Source organism: Pseudomonas sp. R1-6, assembly GCF_051132115.1.
Taxonomy (GTDB): Bacteria; Pseudomonadota; Gammaproteobacteria; order Pseudomonadales; family Pseudomonadaceae; genus Aquipseudomonas.
This window is the reverse complement of sequence record NZ_CP071662.1, coordinates 1,480,070-1,500,347: the sequence shown is the minus strand read 5'-3', so window position 1 is coordinate 1,500,347 and position 20,278 is coordinate 1,480,070. Positions and strand designations below refer to the sequence as shown.

The following is a 20,278-nucleotide window of genomic DNA, read 5'->3' as shown; positions in this document are numbered from 1 at the left end:
ACGATGCTGGCGCGGAGACCGTTGCCCCGATTCTTGAGCGCGCAGCCGATCCCGTCCAACGAATAAAACCTTGGCCGGGTCATAAGAAAAATTTGATTGGGCAGCACATTGCCAGAAAAGGCGGACCGCTTTTGTGGCGAGGGAGCTTGCTCCCGCTCGAGTGCGTAGCGCTCACAAAATCTTGGGGCCGCTCCGCAGCCCAGCGGGAGCAAGCTCCCTCGCCACAGGAAATCGTGGCAGCGCTACAGCCCGCGCAGGTCACGCTCTTCGATCGGCCGGCTCTGGCGCAGGCGCTTGCCGCCCAGCACCACCCAGTCGATCAGGCGGAACAGGCATTCCAGGCCGAACGACAGCAACATCGCGCCGCTGATGCCCCAGATCATCGCCTCGGGGGTCAGCAGGATCTGGTAGCTGTAGCCGTTCCAGGTTTCCTTGCGGATGTCCGGATCGGCGGCCAGCGCCACTTGCAGCAGGCGGATGTACCACGGGCCTTGCATCGCCTGGAATTGCTTGTCCAGGGCCTGCTGGCGCACGAGCAAGGTGTTCAGGCTGTCGGCATCGCTGCGAAAGATCGGGTCTTCGCTGGCGCGGTAATGGGCCACGAGGGCCTGCATGTCGCCTTTGAAGAATTGATTGGCGGTGCCCTGGAAACCTTGCAGGCCAGTCTGCGCCTCGATCAGGTGAGCCTCGACCCGCTTGGCGTAGTCATTGATGAACCCCGGAACCTGGACCCCCACCAACAGGCCCACCGCGAACAACACCAGCCGTAGATAACTGAGCAACATAACGTGACGTCCTTATTCGGTCCGGCCGTGGCTGACGCATTCGCCGCGCCGCCACAGGCTCCATTGGCCCGGCTCGTAGCGGGTCCAGGTTTCGTTTTCGGTCAAGGGTTCGGTAGCGATCACCGTGACCACGTCGTTGGGGGTGGTTTCCGCCTGGAAATCGACAATCACGTCCACGTCCTTGAGCCGCGCCGGGCCGAACGGCGCGCGACGGGTTATCTGCGCCAGTTTCGTCGAGCAATAGCAGAACAGCCAGTCGCCATCGCTGAGCAAGCAGTTGAACACGCCTTTGCTGCGGTATTCGGTGCAGGCCTCGATCAACGACGGCAGCAACTGTTCCACGTCCACTGGCTCGGGAAACGCCTGGCGCACGCGGTTAAGCAGGTCGCAGAACGCCGCTTCGCTGTCGGTATCACCCACCGGACGGTAGAAGCTTGCGCCCGGCTGGAAATCAGCGAGCTGGCCGTTGTGGGCGAAACACCAGTTGCGTCCCCATAACTCCCGCACGAACGGGTGCGTATTGGACAGGCAGACCTTGCCGACGTTGGCCTGGCGGATATGCCCGATCACCACTTCGCTCTTGATCGGATAACGCTGCACCAGGTTCGCCACTTCAGACTCGCTGCTCGCGGCCGGGTCCTGGAACAGGCGCAGGCCACGGCCCTCGTAAAAGGCGATGCCCCAGCCGTCGCGGTGCGGCCCGGTCTTGCCGCCGCGCTGCATCAGCCCAGTGAAGCTGAACACGATGTCGGTCGGCACATTCGCGCTCATGCCCAATAACTCACACATGCTCGAACCCTCGTTTGAATGGGCGGCCCGATTACAGGCGCGGTTCGATACGCGAACGCTGGGGGTTGCTCGGCACGGGTGGGCGACCGTAACGGTCGTCACCGGCCACGCCGAACGGCGGCTCGTCGTCAGGCTCGGCAGCGGCGGCGGTTTTAGCGGCGGCGGCCCGTTCCCTGCGAGCGTTGGCAGCGCGTTCGATGGGGAAGCGGATCAGCACGAAAATCAGATAAAGGCCGAACGCGATCATGCCGTACATAAGCAGGTCGGACGCTGCGCGCCATACGTTGTTGCCGACCTTGAACAATACGTCCAGGGCGACGATGGCCAAGGCCGGCGCGACCTTTTCCTTCACCGGGTCGACGATGGTGGGGCTGAACAGCAACACCGCCATCAGCAGCCGCAGCGGCTCGCGCAACCAGCGCCACATGAAGCGGGTCATGCGCATCCAAACCAGGAGGCAGCCCACGGCGGCAAAGGCGTACAGGCCCCAGGCAATCAGATAGTCGTTCTCGGTCATGGTGTCCATGGCAAGGCAGGCAAAGAGGCGCTTATAGTAACGGCTTTTCGCTCGTCAGGCTGCCCCGGCATCCAGCGGATGCCCGGCATGGAGAGTTTTTCGGTCCGGCGGCAGAACTGACCCCGCCAGGCACTTGTCCCTTTTCGTATCACGCTCGAGAGTTTTTCCATGCCCCGATCTGCCCACGTTACCGATGCCCCGATTGCCCGCAAGGCCCCTGGTATCGACCCGTATGCCTGGCTGCAAGACCGCGACACCGACGCCGTGCTCGATTACCTAAAGGCTGAAAACAGCTACCAGGAGGCCCTGCTTGCCGACCAGGCCGAACTGCGCGAGACGCTGTTTAAGGAAATCAAGGGACGGATCCTCGAAACCGACCTGTCCCTGCCCTCGCCCTGGGGTCCCTACCTGTATTACACCCGCACCACGGCGGGCGACGAATACCCGCGCCACTACCGCTGCCCGCGTCCGGCCGACGACAGCCTGACCGTGGATGAAAGCCATGAACAGCTGTTGCTGGACCCGAACGCCCTGGCCGGCGGCGGATTCTTTGCCCTGGGTGCGTTCAGCATCAGCCCCGATCACCAACGCTTGGCCTACAGCCTGGATACCACGGGTGATGAGATCTACACGCTGTTCGTGAAGGAATTGTCCAACGACAGGGTCAGCGAACTGTCCTTCGAAAACTGTGATGGCAGCATGACCTGGGCGAACGACAGCCTGACGCTGTTCTTTGGCGAACTGGACGACACCCATCGCCCGCATAAGCTGTTTCGTTATCGTTTGGACGGCACCGCCGCCGAAGAGGTCTTCCATGAGCCGGACGGGCGGTTTTTCCTGCATTGCTACCGCTCCAGCTCGGAAAAACAGTTAATCCTGTCCCTGAGCAGCAAGACCACGAGTGAAGTCTGGGTGCTCGACGCGGCGCAGCCGCAACAACCGTTTACCTGCGTGGCGCCACGGGTGGAAAACCATGAGTACGACGTCGACCACGGCTTGCTCGATGATCGTTGGACCTGGTTTATCCGCAGCAACCGTGACGGCATCAACTTCGCGCTGTACGAGGCCGTCGACACGGGCGAGGCGCCGACCGAGGCCGACTGGCAGAACCTGATCCCCCACAGCGACACGGTGATGATCGACGGCCTAAGCCTGAACGCCATGGCCATGACCTTGAGCTTGCGCGAAGGCGGCCTGCCGATCATCGAAGTTCACCCACAGGGATCGCCGACATATCGGGTGCAACTTCCAGACGCGGCCTACAGCCTGCACGTACAGAACAGCCTGGAATTCGTCAGTGAGCGCATCCGCCTGCGCTACGAGGCACTGAATCGCCCGGCCCAGATCCGCCAGTTGGACCTGGCCAGCGGCAACCAGGTCGTGCTCAAGCAAACCCCGGTACTGGGTCCGTTCGATGCCGACGCCTATGTCAGCCAACGGCTTTGGGCCACGGCACCGGACGGCACGCAAGTGCCCATCAGCCTGGTGGTCAAGCGCGAGGCCCTGGGTCGGCCGGTGCCGCTGTATCTGTATGGCTACGGCGCCTATGGCGAAAGCCTCGACCCGTGGTTTTCCCATTCACGGTTGAGCCTGCTGGACCGCGGCGTGGCGTTTGCCATCGCCCATGTGCGCGGTGGCGGTGAACTGGGCGAAGCCTGGTATCGCGCCGGCAAGCAAGAGCACAAGCACAACACCTTCAGCGACTTCATCGCCTGCGCCGAACACCTGATCGCCAATGGCTTCACCACCGCCGGCCAGTTGGCGATCAGCGGCGGCAGCGCCGGTGGGCTATTGATCGGCGCGGTGCTCAACCAGCGCCCGGAGCTGTTCAAGGTCGCGATCGCCGAAGTGCCGTTTGTCGATGTTCTAAACACCATGCTCGATCCCGAGTTGCCATTGACGGTGACCGAATACGACGAATGGGGTAATCCCGAGGAGCCGCAGGTCTATGATCGGATCAGGGCCTACGCCCCGTACGAAAACGTCCGCGCCCAGGAATATCCGGCGATGCTGGTGATCGCTGGCTACAACGACAGCCGCGTGCAGTACTGGGAAGCGGCCAAGTGGGTCGCGAAGCTGCGGGCCACCAAGACCGACGACAACCTGCTGCTGCTCAAGACCGAACTGGGCGCTGGCCATGGCGGCATGAGCGGTCGCTACCAGGGATTGCGTGACGTAGCGCTCGAATATGCGTTTGTGTTGAAGGTTTTGGGAGTGGCCTGAGGAACTCTGTGTGAAGGCCGGGTCTTAGCTCCATGCGCTGGGCCCGGATTTGACACAATCCTCTGTGGGAATTGGCTGATACCCAAGCACTCCAAAACCGCAACGAGCACAAGAAAAAGACCGTGACGACATGTCAGAACCGACCTTACTGAACAACCAAATCCGCGATTGGCTGATGGACTGCGGTCTGTTCGACCAACTGCTGCCCGTCGACTTCGCCGCCGCATCGGGTTACTTCAGCATCAGCACCGTCGCCGAGGGCGAGGCGATTTTTCGCGAGGGCGATGCCGGCAGTTTCATGTGCATCCTTCATACAGGGCAGGTGGCCGTGCAGAAAACCGGCCCCGACGGCCAACCCGTGACCATTGCCACACTGCGCAGCGGCAGGGCGTTCGGCGAAATGGCCGTGCTCGACGGCGAACGGCGCTCGGCCAGCTGCATCGCGGCCACTCACTGCCAATTGCTGAACCTGGGCAAGGACTCATTGGAAAAAATGCTCAACGACGCACCGAAGGTCGCCGCCAAGATCATCCGCGCCCTCGCCGTCTCCCTCTCCAAGCGTCTGCGCATGGCGGATGGACAGCTGCTGTCGCAGCAGGTCTAGCCCCTAGCTGAAACACAGGGGATGGCGTCGTATTCGCAATCTACCCCCCCGGCGACTTGGCCTTCTCCGGCTTCGGCTCCATACCCGGTATCGGCTGGTCCTTGGGCGGCCTGGGCATTTCGATGGGCGGCAACAGGGGCGGGCCGTTTCCTGGCGCCACCTTTGGGACACCGCTGGGCGTAACCGGTGGATACGGCATGGGCGTGGCGGTGCCGGGAGAGCCGGGAATGCTCGGCGGCGCGACCGGAATCGTCGGTTGCTGGGCCTGGGCGCAACTTATCGAGAGCGTCACCAGCGCAATGGCCGTTAGAATGATGCACTTCATCAATGGCTCCGTGGCTATTGTCTGCTTTCAGGCTAGCCCCTGCCGGGCCGGTCTGCTTCTTCTCCATGAGATTTCCATGAAACGTTTTGTTCTGCTCGACACCACGCCTATCCCCGACAACGGCGGCGCCTTGTGCCTGTTCGAGTATGGCGAGGATTTCGTCATCAAGATCCAGGGCGGCGACGGCGGGCAACTGATGAACACCCGCATGCACGGTTCCGAAGACGCCTTGGCCGAGATCCCCTGCCGCAAGGTCGCCGGTCGCCCCGGCTCGCGCGTGCTGATCGGCGGGCTTGGCATGGGCTTTACCCTCGCCTCGGCCCTCAAGCATTTGGGCAAGAGCGCTGAAGTGGTGGTGGCTGAACTGGTGCCAGGCGTGGTGGAGTGGAATCGTGGCCCCTTGGGCGAAAAAGCCGGGCGACCGCTGTCGGACCCACGCACGGTGATCCGCCTGGAGGACGTTGCCAAGGTGTTGCAAGCCGAACCTCAGGGGTTCGACGCGATCATGCTGGATGTCGACAACGGCCCCGAAGGCCTGACCCAGAAAGCCAACAGCTGGTTGTATTCGGCCGGGGGCCTGGCCGCCTGCGCCAAGGCCCTGCGGCCCAAGGGCGTACTGGCCGTATGGTCGGCCAGCGCCGACCGGCAGTTTTCCGACAAGCTGAAGAAGGCCGGTTTCAAGGCTGAAGAGGTGCAGGTGTTCGCCCATGGCAACAAAGGCACCCGCCACACCATCTGGATTGCCGAGAAGCTCAAGGGCTGAGCTAAACTCTGTCCAACCGTCATCAGTCTTTTCTACAAAGGTGAACCCATGAGTTCGTCCACCCCGCCGTCCAACACTGCCAAGCTGGACCGTATCCTCGCCGACGCCCAGCGCGACCGGGAGATGGGCTACCGCGACAAAGCCCTGAAAATGTACCCCCACGTCTGCGGCCGCTGCGCCCGTGAATTTTCCGGCAAGCGCCTGAGCGAACTGACCGTTCACCACCGCGACCACAACCACGACAACAACCCGCAGGACGGTTCCAACTGGGAACTGCTGTGCTTGTATTGCCACGACAACGAGCACTCGCGCTACACCGACCAGCAGTATTTCGGCGACGGCTCCCTGAGTACGCCGAAGATCGCCAAGGCGACCCACAACCCCTTCGCCGCGTTGGCGGGGTTGATGAAAAAAGACGAGTGATTGGCATCATCGAAGAATCTTTACAGGCTGCAAGGCCGCCATCGCGAGCAGGCTCGCTCCCACAATTTTTTGAACGCCAAAAAATTCAATGTGGGAGCGAGCCTGCTCGCGATGACGATCGAACGAACACCACACATCTCGAACCTGACCAGCCTCCCCCATTCCCCGTATAATCGCGCCTTTTCCCAAAGGCACTCCCGTCCGTGGCCAACAAACGCTACAGCTGCATCGGTCTGTTCAACCCCAAGTCACCGGAAAACGTCGGTTCGGTCATGCGCGCCGCCGGCTGCTACGGCGTGGCGTCGGTGTTCTACACCGGCAAACGCTATGAACGCGCGGCCGACTTTGTCACCGACACCAAGAAAGTCCACTACGACATCCCGCTGATCGGCATCGACGACTTGAAAAAGATCCTGCCCCTGGGCTGCGTGCCGGTGGCCGTCGAACTGGTGGAAGGCGCCCGTCCGTTGCCCGAATACACCCATCCGGACCGCGCCTTGTATATCTTCGGCCCGGAAGACGGCTCGCTGGACAAAGACATCCGCGACTGGTGCGAAGACGTGATCTACATCCCCACTCATGGCTGCATGAACCTGGCGGCCACGGTCAACGTCGTGCTGTACGACCGGATGGCCAAAGGCAACAACACGCGCTCGGGACCGCAATTCCGCTGACCGGCGGGAAATTCCATGGAACGACGGATTCGCTCTGGCAGTCAGCTTTATACAAATTCCCACACTGGAGACAGATCATGAGCGATAACAATCCGTTCGGGCCGGTTGAAACCACCCCCTTCCAATCCCACAGCCCACAGAACGTTCACGGCTGGGAGCGCATTGGTTCATTGGCCGGCGGGGTGCTGATGATGGGCAAGGGTCTGCGTCGCGGCGGGGTGATCGGCCTGGCGCAACTGGCAATCGGTGGCATGGCCTTGGCGCGCGGCATCACCGGGCATTGTTCGGCCAAGAGCATGCTGGAAAGAAATCGTCAGCATCTGCATGACGCCCGCGCCCGCATCGAACAGGCCGGCGACGAACTGAGCCGCATGAAGGCCAATGCCGAGGCGGCGACAGGTACGGCCACGGTGACGGGGAATGATTCGTTGAGTTCGCCTAGGGCTGGGCTCTGATTCTTGCAGTGCCGCTGATGCCCTCATCGCGAGCAAGCTCGCTCCCACATTGGATTTGTGGTGTTCACAAGAACCCTGTGGGAGCGAGCTTGCTCCGGGCGGCGTTCCGACGATAGCGGTATTACTGAAGTAACCGGGTATCCAGAACAGTTGAACCACCACCCAGAATGCTCTCGCTGAGCTGCACAAATTCCTCGGTGTCGACCGTTTCCAGGCGCATCGCCGCCTGCAGCACATCATCGAGCGAGCGCTTGTTGCGAGTCTTCAGGCGAATCTCCCGGTCCAGCTCCTGCAACAACAGCACCGCCCTGGACACCATCGCGGGGCTCATCTGCTCGCCGCGCAGCGTGGTGACGCCCTTGCTGTCCCGGGCGAGCCGATCGTTCAGGGCCTGATAACGCTCATCGCTCATGCCTCCGGCTCGGCGCAGCAATTCGATGGCGTAGTATTCATTGAACCCTTCGCTGATCCAGTCGCTGCGATCATGATCGTTGATACGCGCCAGCACCTGCATCAACTCGCGCAACAACGGGCTGCTGCCTCGCTCGCTGACCAACGGTGGGCGGCTATGCAGATAAATCGATTCGCGGCCGGCCTGGGCGCCACGCCACAACGGATCGCCAGCGCCGACAATCAGCAACTTGCCGGGATGACGCGGCACCACCGCCTGAACCTGCGGCCAGACAAACGTCAGCAGTGTCAGTACGTCCATCCTGCGCATGCCCTGGCCCTTGGGCGAAGTCACCGTCACGTCGGTCTCGCCCAGGCGCGTGCGGCGACTGCCGAGCTTGCCGGCAAGCATCCAACCGGTGGGGCGATCAAAGAGGCGAGATGGATTATCGATACGAAAGCGTTGCTTGCCGATACGCGGCCAGGCCGTCTCGATGCTTTGCCAGCCGCCCGGCAACTCGAACGCCAGGCGCGACACCAGCTCAACGCCGTCCTGCTGGTCCAGCTTCGCCGGCGGCACCAGGGCATCGCCGCGCAGCAGCGCCCAGCCAGGGGTCATGCGGGTTTCGAAAGAGCCGTTCTTGCGCGACTCGCTGATGCGTACGCGGTAAGTCAGGCTCGCCTTGTCAGCAGCGGGACGCCAGACGCCTCGCGACGCCTTGCCGGATGTGAGCTGCCATTGGCCGTCCGCCTTGAAATCGCTGTAGCGGCCATCATCGCCGAGGTCAAAATCCAGGCTGCGCACCGCCGAGCCCCGCGCGAGGGTCAGGCGCACTTCAGCCTGGTCGCTCTGCGGCAACAAGTGCACGTGATAATCCAGATCGACTTTCTGCGCCGCCCACAGCGGCCCGCACACCGCCAGCAGCCCCGCCGCCAGTGTCTGTCTCAATCCTGAAGCCATGGGCGCTCCCGTGATGCGATGCGATGTCTTTTGATTCAACCAGCGCGGAAAATCAGATGATCTTCCCAATCTTCTTCAGCCACGCTGCCTTCGGCCAGCATGCGCCCCGACTGGGAAATGCGCTCGTGATGCACGGCATCCCGGTCGCCACAGACCAAGTGGTGCCACAGCGGCAAATCCTTGCCCTCGCTGACCAGGCGATAACCGCAGGTCGGCGGCAGCCATTTGAACTCGTCGGCCTTGCCCGGCGTAAGCTGTATGCAATCGGGAACGAAGTCGCGGCGGTTGGGGTAGTCGGTGCACTGGCAGGTCTTCAGGTCCAGCAGTTTGCAGGCGATGCGCGTGTAATAGACGGCGTTGTCGTCTTCGTCCTCGAGCTTTTGCAGGCAGCACAGGCCACAGCCGTCGCACAACGATTCCCACTCCTGCGGATCGAGCTGATCGAGGGTTTTGCGTATCCAGAACGGTTCGACTTTGGCGGCCATGGCTCGAGCATCAACATCACGTGGTGAAAAGGCCGACAGTCTAGTGCCGAGGCTTCGTGAGGCCAAGCATTGGCGACTGTCGGTAGAAGGGACTTGTCAGGCCACACACCGGGACGTAGGTTGCGTCATCAGATTCCCTAACCTAGCCAAGGTGAACCCATGAGCGCCAACTCCCGCATTGCCGACTACGCGATCCATCCCCAATTCATCGAACGCTGGTCCCCCCGCGCTTTCACTGGCGAACATATTGCGGAAGAAACCTTGCTGAGTTTCTTCGAAGCCGCGCGCTGGGCGCCTTCGGCCTACAACTCACAGCCGTGGCGCTTCCTTTATGCCCGTCGCGACACGCCGAACTGGGAGCGTTACCTGGGCCTGCTCAACGAGTTCAACCGTGGCTGGGCCCGGCACGCCTCGGCGCTGGTGATCATTGCCTCGAAAACCACGTTCGCGGTGCCCGGCGCCACCGAAGAAACCCCGGCGCAATGCCACACCTTCGACACCGGCGCGGCGTGGGGCCATCTGGCGCTGCAAGCGAGCCTAAGCGGCTGGCATACCCATGGCATGGCCGGCTTCGACCAGGAGCTGACCCGCAAGGAATTGAAAATCCCGGACGGCTACGCCCTGCATGCCGCCGTGGCGATCGGCAAGCTGGGGGATAAATCCACCTTGGCCGACTACCTCCAGGCCCGCGAAGTCCCAAGCCCGCGCCGGCCGTTGAGCGAACTGGTGGCCGAGGGGGATTTCACTCTCTGAGCGTCACAAGCAACAGTGGGAGCGAGCTTGCTCGCGATGGCGTCAGGCCAGTCACTTTTGATGGCAACTGACACACCGCTATCGCGAGCAAGCTCGCTTCCACAGTTTGATCGGGGCTTGCTCAATAGCCCCGACTGAAATCCACTTCCCCACGCAGCGCTTCGCCAGCCTGGTAAGCGCGCAGGTTCTCCAGGAACAGCTGCACCATCATGGACGGCGAGGTCGGTGCCGAGCTATGCCCCGTCAACAGCAAGCCCCAAGCCGTCCAGAACGGATGGCGCTGCGGCAACGGCTCCTGGCGACACACATCGATCACCGCCCCGGCCAGGTGCCCGTCCTTCAGGGCTTGCACCAGGTCGGCATCAACCACGGCCACGCCACGGCCGACATTGATAAACAAACCGGTGGGCTTGAATCGCTTGAACAGCGCGGCGTCGTAGATGTCATGGGTATCCGGCGTGTTCGGCAGCAGGTTGATCACGTAATCCATCTCGCCCACCAACCGCGGCAAATCCGCCAGCGCACCGACTTCGATAAACGGCGCCAACTCACGGGCTTCACTGGCGATGCCGTACAACTGCACGCCAAACGGCACCAGGAACTGCGCCACGCGCTGGCCGATATCGCCGGTTCCGACGATCAGCACCTTGCGCCCCGCCAGGCTTTGCCCCTGGCGGTTGTCCCACTTGCGCTCCACCTGGCTGACCAGCCGAGCCAGCACCTCGCGCTCATGCCCCAGCATGTAGGTCAATACATATTCAGCCATCACTTGGCCAAAGATGCCCACTGCGCGGGTCAGGCGGTACTCGCGGGTCAGGCCCTCGGCCAGCAGCGGCGTGATGCCCGCCCACGTCGATTGCAACCAACGGGGTCGATGGCCCTGACGCAACAGCGTCGCCAATAGATCAGGCTGGCCGAGCCAGACCGGGCAGTCGGTGGCAAGCCGCGACAGCTCGGCGGAATCGCCGCTGGTCAGCACCTCGATATCGGGTGCAGCCTGACGCAGGAGCTGGGCATAGACCGCGTGGTCGTGTTCGGCAATCAGAACGCGCATGAATCAAACCTTTCAAAAACAGTGCAGACGACCGCTGACAGAGTATCGCTCCATCCTTGCGGCCAATCGCCAATAATCATTTTTCGTTTTCAACAGGCGCCTGGACAGGCGCCCAGGCATCGTCAGACCGGATCGTTGCGTCGCAGCAACTCTTCAGGCAGATGCTCGATGTACTCATCTTCGGCCGGTGGCATTTGCAGGTGATAACCCTGGGTGTCGAGGTTCTCCAGCACCTTGCCGATGTCCTCCCGGGACAACTGGCGCTCCGGGCTCAATACCAGGTCGAATGCGTGGATGGCCTTGCCGAATGCCGCCATCAACGGTTCCGGCACACGGGCCAACGCGTCGCTCTTGAGCACGTACAGGTACATCTCGTTTTTCTTCGAGCTTCGGTAGATGGAGCAAATTCGTTTCAAGGCTGTTCTCCGGCGGTGGCCAGGCTGTCGAGCAATGCCTGGCCCATCAACTCGCGGCGCCAGCCACGCAGCGAATCGGGCAGTTGGTAAGGGCCCTCGGGAAAGCCACTCTTGATCAGGGCTTCGAGGGTTTTCTTGCGCAGCATCAATTCCGGGGCGATGCCCAGGCGCTCGGCTTCGGCCTGTCCCAGTGCCTTGAGACGCTTGAGCAGCGCCGAGGCCTCGATGGGCAAGGGTTCAGCCACGGCGGGCGGCCACTGTTCGGGCGGCACGCTGCCCGCGCGCTTGATCAGGTCCAGCAGGAACTCACCGTCCTGACGCACGGTACGCGGATGCATGTCTTCGATTTTTGCCAGCGCAGCGAGGTTATCCGGCTGCGTGCGGGCCAGGGGCCACAACGAGTGCTCGCGAATGATCCGGTTGCGCGGCAAATCACGAGCCCTCGCCTCGCGCTCGCGCCAGGCACACAGTTCGCGCAGCACGGCCAACTGCGCGCGGGACAGTTTCCAGGCCAGCTTAGCCTCGCGGTAAACCTCGTAGGGGTCCACTTCGCGACGCAGGTTGGCGACCAGTTCGGCGCCGTCTTCCAGCACCCAGGCGTATTTGTCGTCGCAAAGCTTGGGACGCAGCTCTACAAAGACTTCCGCCAGATGCACCGCGTCCTCCGCGGCGTAGCTGATCTGCGTCTCGGACAAGGGTCGCTGCAGCCAGTCGGAGCGCGTCTCGCCCTTGGGCAACTCGATGCCCAGCACCTCCTGCACCAACCGCGAGTAACCCATGGAAAAACCCAGGTTCAGGTAGGCGGCGGCCAGTTGGGTGTCGAACAGCGGCGCGGGCAGGCTGCCCGTCAGGCGTAGCAGGACTTCCAGGTCTTCGCTGCAGGCATGAAGCACCTTGAGCACAGCCGGATTTTCCAGCAGCGCGGCCAAGGGCTGCCAATTGTCGATGCTCAAGGGGTCGATCAGGTACGCACTTTTACCATCGCCAATCTGCAGCAAGCCGGCGATGGGATAGAAGGTGTCGACCCGCATGAATTCGGTGTCGAGGGCGACGAACGGCAACTGTTGCCATTCGGCGCAAAACCGACCGAGGCTATCGTTGTCGCGAATCCAGTGAATATCGATGGCCACACGGCTCTCCCTTGAAGAATGGCGCGCAGTATATATCGCCGTCGGCGATTGCGAGCATCTACGGAGCAAGAGCTTGAGAGAAATCGCCTACGCAATCGCAAGAATAGTCCTACATCAGAACTTAACTGGCCTTGCGCAATACATAAACCCGTCTCAAGGCGAAACCCGGAAGGAAATCCTGATACCACAGCACACTGAAACCGGCTTCGACAAACTCCCCTTCGACGTCGTTCTTGCCAGCCAGGATTCGCCGCCCAGGCTGGCCGAGCTTGAGACGCCCTTCGATCCGGACCGACACGACCACCGTATCGCGGCTGACCCGATGAAACTCGCGCAACAAGGCCTGGCGATGTTCGCTGGCCTTGATGTGCTGAAACAGTTGCAGGCAGAAAATGCAGTCCACGGCGTTGGCTGACAGCCCAAGGGTAAACGCCGAACTGGGGAAGGTCTTGACCCGCTTGAGCAACGCACCACCGTGGTGGCTGCGTGCGTGATCGAGGGTGTCCGGCGAAGGGTCCGCCGCCAGGATGACCCGGTTGGCATGTTCGGCCAACACCGGCCAGAAGCGCCCGGCTCCACACGCGACATCCAACACCAGCCCAGGCTCACCGGCTACTTTCATGGCGTTGCGCACCAATTGCTCGTCACGCCAGAAGGTCAGGCGTAAACGGCGGGGCACCGGCTGGCGACAGATTTGTGCATGCTCTCGGTCATGCTGCCTGGCGAATTCAAGCTCGACGGTGGATGGGGGTTGCCCGGACATACTTACGCTCATGGAAGATTCGACAACAGCTTAAACAACGCCAGGTGAAAAAAAGGTGTAGGAATCATTCCCGGGCAAGCACGCCATCGATCACCGCTCCCCGGCAATTGGCAAACAGATCGAGGTCCGGGTTGTAGACCTTGCTGTTGACTTCCAACAGCCCAATCATCGAATGAAACAAGTTGTCCTGGCTCAGGGGCTTGTCCCGACTCAGTTGCAAGCAATGGGTGTCGACAGCAAAGGACTTCTGATAGCTATCGGAGAACCATGCCAGCATTGCCACATGTTTCTGTTGCTCCGGCGCTAGCATGTAGGGCGTGCCATGGAGGAACAGGTTGTACTCGCCCAAGGATTCGCCATGGTCCGACAGGTACAGCATGGCCGTGTCGACTTTGTCCTGGTTGGCCCGCAACAGATCGATCAGCGTCGACAACACGTGGTCGGTGTACACCAGCGTGTTGTCGTAGCCGTTGACGATGCTTTCGCGGCTGCAGTTGTTCAACGCGTTGCTTTCACACACCGGGGTGAAATGCTCGTATTCCTTGGGGTAGCGCTTGAAGTATTCCGGCCCATGGCTGCCCATCTGATGCAGTACCAGCACGGTGTCCTTGTCGAGGCTGTCGATGAAGTGCTGCAAGCCCTGAAGCAGGATTTCATCACGGCATTCACTGTTGGCGCACAGGGCCGGGTCCTTGAGATTGCTCACGTCCTGCACCGTGACCCGATCACAGGTGCCTTTGCAGCCGGACTGATTGTCGCGCCAGATAACGTCCAGCCCGGCGTGCTTGAGCACGTCGAGCAACCCCTCTTCGTTCTTGGCCTTGCTCGCGTCGTAGTTCTTGCGCCCCATGTTGGAAAACATGCAAGGCACTGACACGGCGGTTTCGGTGCCACAGGAATGCACGTCGGTGAAGGCGATCAGGCCGGCCTCTTTGTCCAGTTGCGGCGTGGTATCACGGTTATACCCAAGAATGCCGAAGTTCTCGGCACGGGCGCTCTCGCCCACGACCAGCACAGTGAGAGATTTTCGTGGATGGGTTTGCCAGGCCGGGTTGCGACTCGCATCCTCGCCCAACGGGATGAACGGTTGTTTGGCCGATGCGACCTGCTCGCGCAAATAGCCGATCGACGCACCGATGTAGTTGCTCGGCACGACCATCAAGTGCAACTCGTGATGATTGCGAAACAACGACGCCAAGCCCTGGTAGTTGACCAACGCCACCCCGCCGAGCACGGCAATCGTGACCACGGAGACCAAAAACTTACTTAACAACTCCTTGGGCCAGCGACGATATTTTATCGGTGTCTTGAATAACAACCAGGCTGGCAGGACTCCCAACGAGAATAAATAGGCAAACAACTTGAACGACAACAGGTCGCGAACTTCCGTGGCATTGGTTTCGGCGAAGTTGCGCAACATCCCGGCATCGATCAACACGCCGTACTCGGCCATGAAATATGCCACGCCAGCGCTGATCATAAACAGCGCCATCAACAACGGCTTTAGCAGCGGCCGGAACGCCAGCAGCGTGAGCACCAGGTTGAACGCGCAGAACACCATCACGCCAAACGCCAGGCACAGCAGCGCACCGTGCCCATCGGATGCGGTTATGGTGAGCAGATGCTGCCAGAGGATCAGATTGAAACCCACTAACAAAAAGGCACTGGCGGCCAGCGTCACCCACTCGGGGCGCACGGCTTTGATAGTCAGCATGATGGGTGGAAACTTCCTGAAAAGTTGCTCTAAAAAAGAAAAGCGCCGCAAGGAAAATGTGAAAATTCATTCCCTACGGCAGCACAAACTTTAGGTAGCCCACCATCAATTTTTCGTGAAAAAGTTGCCGTTAAATAATTATTTAAATCTTCCTGAACGCCCTCAGGCCTGGTTCAGGTACCAACGCCAATCCTGCTCGCCGACCTCACCCATGAACTGGCGATACTCCGCACGTTTGACCGCCAGGTAGACACCGAGGAACGCCTCCCCAAAAGCGTCCCGCGCCCAAGTGGACGCCTCCAGGGCGCGTAAAGTCGTGAGCCAGTCGGTGGGCAATAATTGGGTGGCCTGGGCATAGCCGTTGCCTTCGACAGGCGCACCAGGATCAGACTGTCCGCGGATGCCCCGATGGATGCCAGCCAATATTGCCGCCGCAGCCAGGTAGGGGTTGGCATCGGCGCCACAGATACGATGCTCGATGTGCCGCGAGGACGCCGGGCCGCCGGGCACCCTCAAGCTGACGGTGCGATTGTCCACGCCCCACGTCGCCCCCAGCGGCGCGTAGCTGTTGCTTTGAAACCGACGGTAGGAATTGGCGTTCGGACAGAACATCAACAGCGAGTCGAGCAACGTTTCGAGCATACCGCCCACCGCTTGACGCAGTAACGGCGTGCCATCGGCGGCTTCGCTGGCAAACAGATTGTTGCCATCCCGGTCCGCGAGGCTGACGTGCATGTGCAGGCCAGATCCCGCCAGATGCTCGAATGGCTTGGCCATGAAACACGCCGCCATCCCATGTTTATGGGCCACGCCCTTGACCAGTCGTTTGTAGCGCACCGCTTCATCCATGGCTTGCAAGGCATCGGCACGGTGTTCGAGGGTGATTTCCACCTGCCCCGGAGCGTATTCGGAAATGGCTGTCCGGGCCGCAATGCCCTGCAGTTTGCAGGCGGCATAGAGATCGGCGAGAAAGGGCTCGATCTGCTCCAGTTCACGCAAGCCATAGACCTGGGTATGGCGCGGCCTGCTGCCGTCGGCGTCCCGCGCCGGTTGGGGCCGGCCCTCGCTGTCGCGCTGCCCATCCAACAGGTAGAACTCCAGCTCCGCCGCCATCACTGGGTAATAGCCGTCCGCCTGCAATTCATCGATGACCCGGCCGAGCAGATGGCGGGGATCGGCGATGGCCGCCGGCATGCCCTCCTGGGGATGCATGGCCACTTGCACCGCGGCGGTGGGAATCTGCCGCCAGGGCATGCGTTGCAAGCTGCCGCTGATGGGATAGGCCCGGCAATCAATGTCACCCACGTCCCAGACCAGGCCGGAATTCTCCACGTCGTCGCCATTGACGGTCAGCCCCAGAATCGTGCTGGGCAGTGGCCGGCCACTTTGATAGACCGCGAGCAATTCGTCCCGATGCAGCCACTTGCCCCGGGGCACGCCGTTGTTGTCGACGATAAACAATTCGAACAGCTCGATATCCGGGTTTTGCGCCAGGAACGCCTGGGCCTGTTGCTCGGATGCAAAAGAAAGATTCATGGACACACTCGTATATTCATGTCGGACGGACGACCAGGCGCCGTCAGGCTGTACTCGCCAGCGACGAGCACAGTTCAAGGATCAACAGGAAATACGAAGGTCTGGGGGACGCGCATGGCGGCAATGCCAGAGCGCCCAGAACGCCAGTTCACAGGGCAGCGCGCAGGATGAAGGTGCGATGGCAGGTATGCGACCGCCAGCCGCCCCCTCAGCGGTGAGTGGTGGGTATGCAGGGCCTGCGGGCCAACCGTCCATAGAGATATCACAGGAAATGTTCGGTTCAAGCGTCACACGACGCCATTGACCGTTAAACCATCATTTAGCGGAGTCTGGATCGACTCGCGCTAAACAATCGCACCGCTCGAACAGACATTAAAAACCGATGGCAGCCTTGGCGTACGGGCCACGGTCAATATCCAGCAGTTCCACGCACAACTGCACGCTAACGCCGGCGGGCCAAGGGCCCAGGTCCTGAATTACCACCAGCAGGCTGTCCGCCAGCTGTTTTTTGATTTCCGGTGAACGGCCGCTCAGCAAGGCCAGTTTCACATGCACGAAAGCCCGCTCCCCCATGCCGGTTCCTACGCGGAACGTCTCGAGCTTCACGGCCCGGCTCTTGATGTCGAACTCGGCAGCGAACTGCCCCGAGGCTACCAGCGCATTGTTCAAGCGCAACAGCGCGACATCAGCGTTCAGCTCGGTCAGGTTGGCGGTGTACTCCATGTGCAAGTGAGGCATGCGTTCGACTCCGATTCGAAAAAAGTGATTGCTGGAATGGGTTGGCGCAACCATACCTCGACTTTGTGCTTTCAGGCAGGTTTTGTTTCGCCCATCGCTCCCATGCGCTCGCTCATGAAGGCCTCCAGCCGGGACCTCAACCAGCGCTCCGCCGGATCGTTGTCGACATGGCTCAGCCAGACCATGGACAGGTCCAGCGTCGGCGTCTTGAAGGGAAATGGCTCGCTGAACAAGTGACCGGAAGCGGCCATGGCCGTGGCGGTGTAGTCCGGCAGGCTGGCGATAAGATCAGTGCCGGCCAGCAACGCCGGCAGGGCGCTGTACTGGGGCACTGACAACACCACCTGGCGCTTGCGACCGATCTCCGCCAGCCATTCGTCAGCCAACCCGGCGATGTTGGCGGTATGGGAAACCAGCACATGGGGCCGCGAACAATATTCATCCAGCGTCAGCGGCTTGTCCGAAGCGTCGGCCCGCAACACACAGGGCTGGATGTGCCGCAGCAGTTTGCGCTTGGCGTTAGCCGGCAGCCCGCGGGTCTGGCTGATGCCAGCAGTGATCTCGCCGGAAGCCAGCAGATCGGGGATGCGCCAATAATCGACATGCTGGACGACAAACACGATTTGCGGCGCTTCCTGGCGCAAGCTGCGCAACAGCGGGGGAAGCAGGCCAAACTCTACGTCATCCGACAGGCCGATGCGAAATGTCATGGTGCTGCTGGCGGGGTCGAAATCGTGGGTCAGGCTCAGGGCCACCGACAGCGAGTCCAGGGCCGGCGACAAGTGCTGGACGATTTCCTTGGCGCGGACGGTCGGCTCCATGCGGTGGCCGACGCGAATGAACAACGGGTCGTTGAACATTTTGCGCAAGCGGTTGAGCGCGGAACTGATGGTCGGCTGCCCCAGGAACAGCTTTTCGGCTGCCCGTGTCACGTTACGCTCCAGCATCAACGTTTCAAAGACGACCATGAGGTTGATGTCGGCCTTGCGCAATTCGTTGCGGTTCATCCTTTCGCTCCTGGTTATCAGTTTGAGCAGCGCTGAAATTCGCTGAAATATCCCATCATCATTGGAAACGTTTTCCCCATAGCGAAAACGTGCAGCTTGGCTAGGCTTGCGACGACATGTCCAGAACATGTCTTGAATGAATAAATCGCAGGGAGCGAACCGATGTATTTTGAAATCTACCGACAGACCCGAGGAACCCCAAGCACCGGACGAGGCCAGTGGCGCTGGCGCCTGAGGGCCGGCAATCACGAAACCATCGCCAGCGGCGAGTCCTATGTGAACAAGGCCGACTGCCTGCACGTTATCGGATTGATCAAAAGTGCCCACGGCGAGACGCCCGTAAAGGAAATCTGAAGCCGTCCATGGGCGGCGGATGCGCAAGCTGCTCTGCACCAGAGCAGCTTTACCCGAACTTGAGTTGAGTTTTTTGCTGCGACGCGAGCTGGCAGGCGGGTATCGTGTGCAGACAACAGCGAGAGGTCGGAGCTCATGAGTCAATTCAGTCACCATCGCGACTGGCTGATGCGTGCGCCTGAATCGAGGAAACTGGAACGCATCGAGGCCTATTTCAGCGGTCATGGGTATAACACCCATCGGCATGACACCTATGCCATCGGCTTCACGCTTTCCGGCGTCCAGAGCTTCAATTACCGGCACAGCAAGCGCCATAGCCAGCCCGGCGGAACCATCGTCCTGCACCCGGACGAGGTGCATGATGGGGAGGCCGGAACGAGCGATGGCTTTCGTTACCGGATGTCCTACATTGAGCCCGCGTTGATCCAACAAGTGTTGGGCGGCAGGTCACTGCCCTTCATCGAAGGCGGACTTTCGAACGATCCACGACTCAACATAGCGACCCGCCGGTTATTGGCCAGCCTCGAGCATCGTCTCGATCCACTGGAGGAAGAGGATGCCATCTACGACCTGGCCCAGGCGCTCGCCGTCGCGTCAGGGAGCCGACGAGGCCGCAGGCTGCTTGACTACCCTGCTGCGGAACGCGCGCGGCTGTTCATTCATGATGCCCTTGACCAACCCATTACCCTCGACGACTTGGTGCAGGCCAGTGGCCGGGACCGATGGAGCCTGTCGCGGGACTTTCGCGCCTTGTACGGCACCAGCCCCTATCGCTACATCACCCAACGTCGGTTGAGCGAAGCTCGTCGCCTGGTATTGCAAGGCATGCCCTTGAGTGAAGCGGCGCTGGCCTGTGGCTTTTTCGACCAGAGCCACATGACGCGGCTCCATACCCAGTCCTTTGGTCTTTCACCGGCACGCTGGCTGAAAATGCTGCGCTGAAGCCCTGCGCCCCTCCAGCAGAAAGCTGCACGATCATCCAATACCCGCGACGATCCAGCCCCTAACGTAGCACTCACTTTCAATTGAGGAGCGTACCGCGATGAATCATTACTCCCCCATTAACTTCGCGCAGAAATACGCGCTGTTCCATGAGCAATGGGCACCCAAGGTTGTCGCCGAGATGAACGACTACCAGTTCAAGATTGCTCGTCTCGAAGGCGATTTTATCTGGCACACCCATGCCGATACCGACGAAACCTTTATCGTGCTGGAAGGTGAACTGCGCATCGACTTTCGCGACGGCGCCGTCATGATTGGCCCGGGCGAGATGTATGTGGTCAAGAAAGGCGTCGAACACAAACCCAGTGCCGAGCGGGAAGTGAAGTTGTTGTTGATCGAACCGCGGGGCGTCATCAACACGGGGGAGCAAATCAATACGCGAACCGCAGTCAATGACGTCTGGATCTGACCGGGCAG

General features: G+C 61.0%; 24 protein-coding genes. 10 read left to right on the top strand and 14 right to left on the bottom strand.

The genetic code is table 11. From position 1 onward, the window contains the following. Positions 1–242: 242 nt before the first annotated feature. The 3 genes from J3P81_RS07105 to J3P81_RS07095 are packed head-to-tail and all read right to left on the bottom strand — an operon-like array spanning position 243 to position 2,100. Positions 243–785: a DUF2937 family protein gene (locus J3P81_RS07105; protein WP_003184238.1), complete on the bottom strand. Its 543-nt coding sequence runs from the start codon at positions 783–785 to the stop codon at positions 243–245. 12 nt (positions 786–797) lie between these two features. Then, positions 798–1,574: a class II glutamine amidotransferase gene (locus tag J3P81_RS07100; RefSeq protein ID WP_420766680.1), complete on the bottom strand. Its 777-nt coding sequence runs from the start codon at positions 1,572–1,574 to the stop codon at positions 798–800. 31 nt (positions 1,575–1,605) lie between these two features. Beyond that, positions 1,606–2,100: an MFS transporter gene (locus tag J3P81_RS07095; protein ID WP_434562866.1), complete on the bottom strand. Its 495-nt coding sequence runs from the start codon at positions 2,098–2,100 to the stop codon at positions 1,606–1,608. A gap of 159 nt (positions 2,101–2,259) precedes the next feature. On the opposite strand from J3P81_RS07095, the gene J3P81_RS07090 reads away from it, so the two are divergent. Next, a complete protein-coding gene (locus J3P81_RS07090) occupies positions 2,260–4,314 on the top strand; it encodes a S9 family peptidase (protein ID WP_434562864.1) in 2,055 nt (684 codons plus the stop codon). A gap of 130 nt (positions 4,315–4,444) precedes the next feature. Further along, entirely contained in the window at positions 4,445–4,918 is a 474-nt protein-coding gene (locus J3P81_RS07085) for a cyclic nucleotide-binding domain-containing protein (protein ID WP_420766683.1), read from the top strand. A 40-nt stretch (positions 4,919–4,958) separates the two neighbouring features. On the opposite strand, the gene J3P81_RS07080 is transcribed toward J3P81_RS07085, so the two are convergent. Continuing rightward, complete coding sequence (locus J3P81_RS07080; protein ID WP_434562862.1) at positions 4,959–5,243, bottom strand: hypothetical protein; 285 nt, start codon at positions 5,241–5,243, stop codon at positions 4,959–4,961. Positions 5,244–5,319: 76 nt separating this feature from the next. Here J3P81_RS07080 and J3P81_RS07075 point away from each other — a divergent pair, with 76 nt between their 5' ends. The 4 genes from J3P81_RS07075 to J3P81_RS07060 all read left to right on the top strand — a co-directional run bounded on the left by J3P81_RS07075 (position 5,320) and on the right by J3P81_RS07060 (position 7,558). Further along, positions 5,320–6,006: a spermidine synthase gene (locus J3P81_RS07075; protein WP_039593339.1), complete on the top strand. Its 687-nt coding sequence runs from the start codon at positions 5,320–5,322 to the stop codon at positions 6,004–6,006. A gap of 48 nt (positions 6,007–6,054) precedes the next feature. Next, complete coding sequence (locus J3P81_RS07070) at positions 6,055–6,429, top strand: YajD family HNH nuclease (RefSeq protein WP_003184246.1); 375 nt, start codon at positions 6,055–6,057, stop codon at positions 6,427–6,429. A 203-nt stretch (positions 6,430–6,632) separates the two neighbouring features. Then, positions 6,633–7,103: an RNA methyltransferase gene (locus tag J3P81_RS07065; protein WP_420766685.1), complete on the top strand. Its 471-nt coding sequence runs from the start codon at positions 6,633–6,635 to the stop codon at positions 7,101–7,103. Positions 7,104–7,180: 77 nt separating this feature from the next. After that, positions 7,181–7,558: a YgaP family membrane protein gene (locus tag J3P81_RS07060; RefSeq protein WP_434562860.1), complete on the top strand. Its 378-nt coding sequence runs from the start codon at positions 7,181–7,183 to the stop codon at positions 7,556–7,558. 121 nt (positions 7,559–7,679) lie between these two features. Here the strand turns inward: J3P81_RS07060 and J3P81_RS07055 are convergent, their stop codons facing one another. Both J3P81_RS07055 and J3P81_RS07050 read right to left on the bottom strand, forming a co-directional pair. Continuing rightward, positions 7,680–8,909: a hypothetical protein gene (locus tag J3P81_RS07055; RefSeq protein WP_420766687.1), complete on the bottom strand. Its 1,230-nt coding sequence runs from the start codon at positions 8,907–8,909 to the stop codon at positions 7,680–7,682. Between the two features lie 35 nt (positions 8,910–8,944). After that, a complete protein-coding gene (locus J3P81_RS07050; RefSeq protein ID WP_420766688.1) occupies positions 8,945–9,394 on the bottom strand; it encodes a YcgN family cysteine cluster protein in 450 nt (149 codons plus the stop codon). A gap of 159 nt (positions 9,395–9,553) precedes the next feature. Here J3P81_RS07050 and J3P81_RS07045 point away from each other — a divergent pair, with 159 nt between their 5' ends. Next, positions 9,554–10,147: a nitroreductase family protein gene (locus J3P81_RS07045; RefSeq protein WP_434562858.1), complete on the top strand. Its 594-nt coding sequence runs from the start codon at positions 9,554–9,556 to the stop codon at positions 10,145–10,147. 121 nt (positions 10,148–10,268) lie between these two features. Here the strand turns inward: J3P81_RS07045 and J3P81_RS07040 are convergent, their stop codons facing one another. The 8 genes from J3P81_RS07040 to J3P81_RS07005 all read right to left on the bottom strand — a co-directional run bounded on the left by J3P81_RS07040 (position 10,269) and on the right by J3P81_RS07005 (position 18,505). Next, positions 10,269–11,201, bottom strand: coding sequence for a D-2-hydroxyacid dehydrogenase (locus J3P81_RS07040; protein WP_434562856.1), 933 nt, complete (start codon positions 11,199–11,201; stop codon positions 10,269–10,271). 122 nt (positions 11,202–11,323) lie between these two features. Further along, complete coding sequence (locus J3P81_RS07035; protein ID WP_420766691.1) at positions 11,324–11,617, bottom strand: YcgL domain-containing protein; 294 nt, start codon at positions 11,615–11,617, stop codon at positions 11,324–11,326. Then, a complete protein-coding gene (gene rnd, locus J3P81_RS07030; RefSeq protein ID WP_420766692.1) occupies positions 11,614–12,747 on the bottom strand; it encodes a ribonuclease D in 1,134 nt (377 codons plus the stop codon). Before rnd ends, J3P81_RS07035 begins: the two co-directional genes overlap by 4 nt. A gap of 121 nt (positions 12,748–12,868) precedes the next feature. Beyond that, entirely contained in the window at positions 12,869–13,510 is a 642-nt protein-coding gene (locus J3P81_RS07025; protein ID WP_420766693.1) for a class I SAM-dependent methyltransferase, read from the bottom strand. 64 nt (positions 13,511–13,574) lie between these two features. After that, positions 13,575–15,224: a phosphoethanolamine transferase gene (locus tag J3P81_RS07020; RefSeq protein WP_434562854.1), complete on the bottom strand. Its 1,650-nt coding sequence runs from the start codon at positions 15,222–15,224 to the stop codon at positions 13,575–13,577. A gap of 162 nt (positions 15,225–15,386) precedes the next feature. Further along, complete coding sequence (locus J3P81_RS07015; protein WP_434562852.1) at positions 15,387–16,760, bottom strand: glutamine synthetase family protein; 1,374 nt, start codon at positions 16,758–16,760, stop codon at positions 15,387–15,389. A 372-nt stretch (positions 16,761–17,132) separates the two neighbouring features. Next, the gene (locus J3P81_RS07010) at positions 17,133–17,498 is read right to left on the bottom strand and encodes a 5-carboxymethyl-2-hydroxymuconate Delta-isomerase (RefSeq protein WP_420766696.1); all 366 of its coding nucleotides are present in this window, start codon (positions 17,496–17,498) and stop codon (positions 17,133–17,135) included. A gap of 71 nt (positions 17,499–17,569) precedes the next feature. Then, entirely contained in the window at positions 17,570–18,505 is a 936-nt protein-coding gene (locus J3P81_RS07005) for a LysR substrate-binding domain-containing protein (protein ID WP_434562850.1), read from the bottom strand. Between the two features lie 162 nt (positions 18,506–18,667). Here J3P81_RS07005 and J3P81_RS07000 point away from each other — a divergent pair, with 162 nt between their 5' ends. The 3 genes from J3P81_RS07000 to J3P81_RS06990 all read left to right on the top strand — a co-directional run bounded on the left by J3P81_RS07000 (position 18,668) and on the right by J3P81_RS06990 (position 20,270). Continuing rightward, positions 18,668–18,859, top strand: coding sequence for a YegP family protein (locus J3P81_RS07000; protein WP_249873713.1), 192 nt, complete (start codon positions 18,668–18,670; stop codon positions 18,857–18,859). A gap of 135 nt (positions 18,860–18,994) precedes the next feature. Further along, positions 18,995–19,801 carry an AraC family transcriptional regulator gene (locus J3P81_RS06995; protein ID WP_434562848.1) on the top strand — a complete coding sequence of 269 codons (807 nt, stop codon included), beginning with the start codon at positions 18,995–18,997 and terminating at the stop codon, positions 19,799–19,801. A 100-nt stretch (positions 19,802–19,901) separates the two neighbouring features. Further along, positions 19,902–20,270 (top strand): cupin domain-containing protein, encoded by a 369-nt coding sequence (locus J3P81_RS06990; protein ID WP_434562846.1) that lies wholly within the window; start codon positions 19,902–19,904, stop codon positions 20,268–20,270. Positions 20,271–20,278 lie beyond the last annotated feature (8 nt).

What these genes read in the sequence shown, in the direction of transcription:
- J3P81_RS06995 (WP_434562848.1), top strand. Translation starts at nt 18,995, where the DNA reads ATGAGTCAATTCAGTCACCATCGCGACTGGCTGATGCGTGCGCCTGAA.
- J3P81_RS07020 (WP_434562854.1), bottom strand. Translation starts at nt 15,224, where the DNA reads ATGCTGACTATCAAAGCCGTGCGCCCCGAGTGGGTGACGCTGGCCGCC.
- J3P81_RS07000 (WP_249873713.1), top strand. Translation starts at nt 18,668, where the DNA reads ATGTATTTTGAAATCTACCGACAGACCCGAGGAACCCCAAGCACCGGA.
- J3P81_RS07085 (WP_420766683.1), top strand. Translation starts at nt 4,445, where the DNA reads ATGTCAGAACCGACCTTACTGAACAACCAAATCCGCGATTGGCTGATG.
- J3P81_RS07080 (WP_434562862.1), bottom strand. Translation starts at nt 5,243, where the DNA reads ATGAAGTGCATCATTCTAACGGCCATTGCGCTGGTGACGCTCTCGATA.
- J3P81_RS07005 (WP_434562850.1), bottom strand. Translation starts at nt 18,505, where the DNA reads ATGAACCGCAACGAATTGCGCAAGGCCGACATCAACCTCATGGTCGTC.
- J3P81_RS07055 (WP_420766687.1), bottom strand. Translation starts at nt 8,909, where the DNA reads ATGGCTTCAGGATTGAGACAGACACTGGCGGCGGGGCTGCTGGCGGTG.
- J3P81_RS06990 (WP_434562846.1), top strand. Translation starts at nt 19,902, where the DNA reads ATGAATCATTACTCCCCCATTAACTTCGCGCAGAAATACGCGCTGTTC.
- J3P81_RS07105 (WP_003184238.1), bottom strand. Translation starts at nt 785, where the DNA reads ATGTTGCTCAGTTATCTACGGCTGGTGTTGTTCGCGGTGGGCCTGTTG.
- J3P81_RS07040 (WP_434562856.1), bottom strand. Translation starts at nt 11,201, where the DNA reads ATGCGCGTTCTGATTGCCGAACACGACCACGCGGTCTATGCCCAGCTC.
- J3P81_RS07100 (WP_420766680.1), bottom strand. Translation starts at nt 1,574, where the DNA reads ATGTGTGAGTTATTGGGCATGAGCGCGAATGTGCCGACCGACATCGTG.
- J3P81_RS07025 (WP_420766693.1), bottom strand. Translation starts at nt 13,510, where the DNA reads ATGTCCGGGCAACCCCCATCCACCGTCGAGCTTGAATTCGCCAGGCAG.
- J3P81_RS07090 (WP_434562864.1), top strand. Translation starts at nt 2,260, where the DNA reads ATGCCCCGATCTGCCCACGTTACCGATGCCCCGATTGCCCGCAAGGCC.
- J3P81_RS07075 (WP_039593339.1), top strand. Translation starts at nt 5,320, where the DNA reads ATGAAACGTTTTGTTCTGCTCGACACCACGCCTATCCCCGACAACGGC.
- J3P81_RS07010 (WP_420766696.1), bottom strand. Translation starts at nt 17,498, where the DNA reads ATGCCTCACTTGCACATGGAGTACACCGCCAACCTGACCGAGCTGAAC.
- J3P81_RS07015 (WP_434562852.1), bottom strand. Translation starts at nt 16,760, where the DNA reads ATGAATCTTTCTTTTGCATCCGAGCAACAGGCCCAGGCGTTCCTGGCG.
- J3P81_RS07060 (WP_434562860.1), top strand. Translation starts at nt 7,181, where the DNA reads ATGAGCGATAACAATCCGTTCGGGCCGGTTGAAACCACCCCCTTCCAA.
- J3P81_RS07050 (WP_420766688.1), bottom strand. Translation starts at nt 9,394, where the DNA reads ATGGCCGCCAAAGTCGAACCGTTCTGGATACGCAAAACCCTCGATCAG.
- J3P81_RS07070 (WP_003184246.1), top strand. Translation starts at nt 6,055, where the DNA reads ATGAGTTCGTCCACCCCGCCGTCCAACACTGCCAAGCTGGACCGTATC.
- J3P81_RS07045 (WP_434562858.1), top strand. Translation starts at nt 9,554, where the DNA reads ATGAGCGCCAACTCCCGCATTGCCGACTACGCGATCCATCCCCAATTC.
- J3P81_RS07095 (WP_434562866.1), bottom strand. Translation starts at nt 2,100, where the DNA reads ATGGACACCATGACCGAGAACGACTATCTGATTGCCTGGGGCCTGTAC.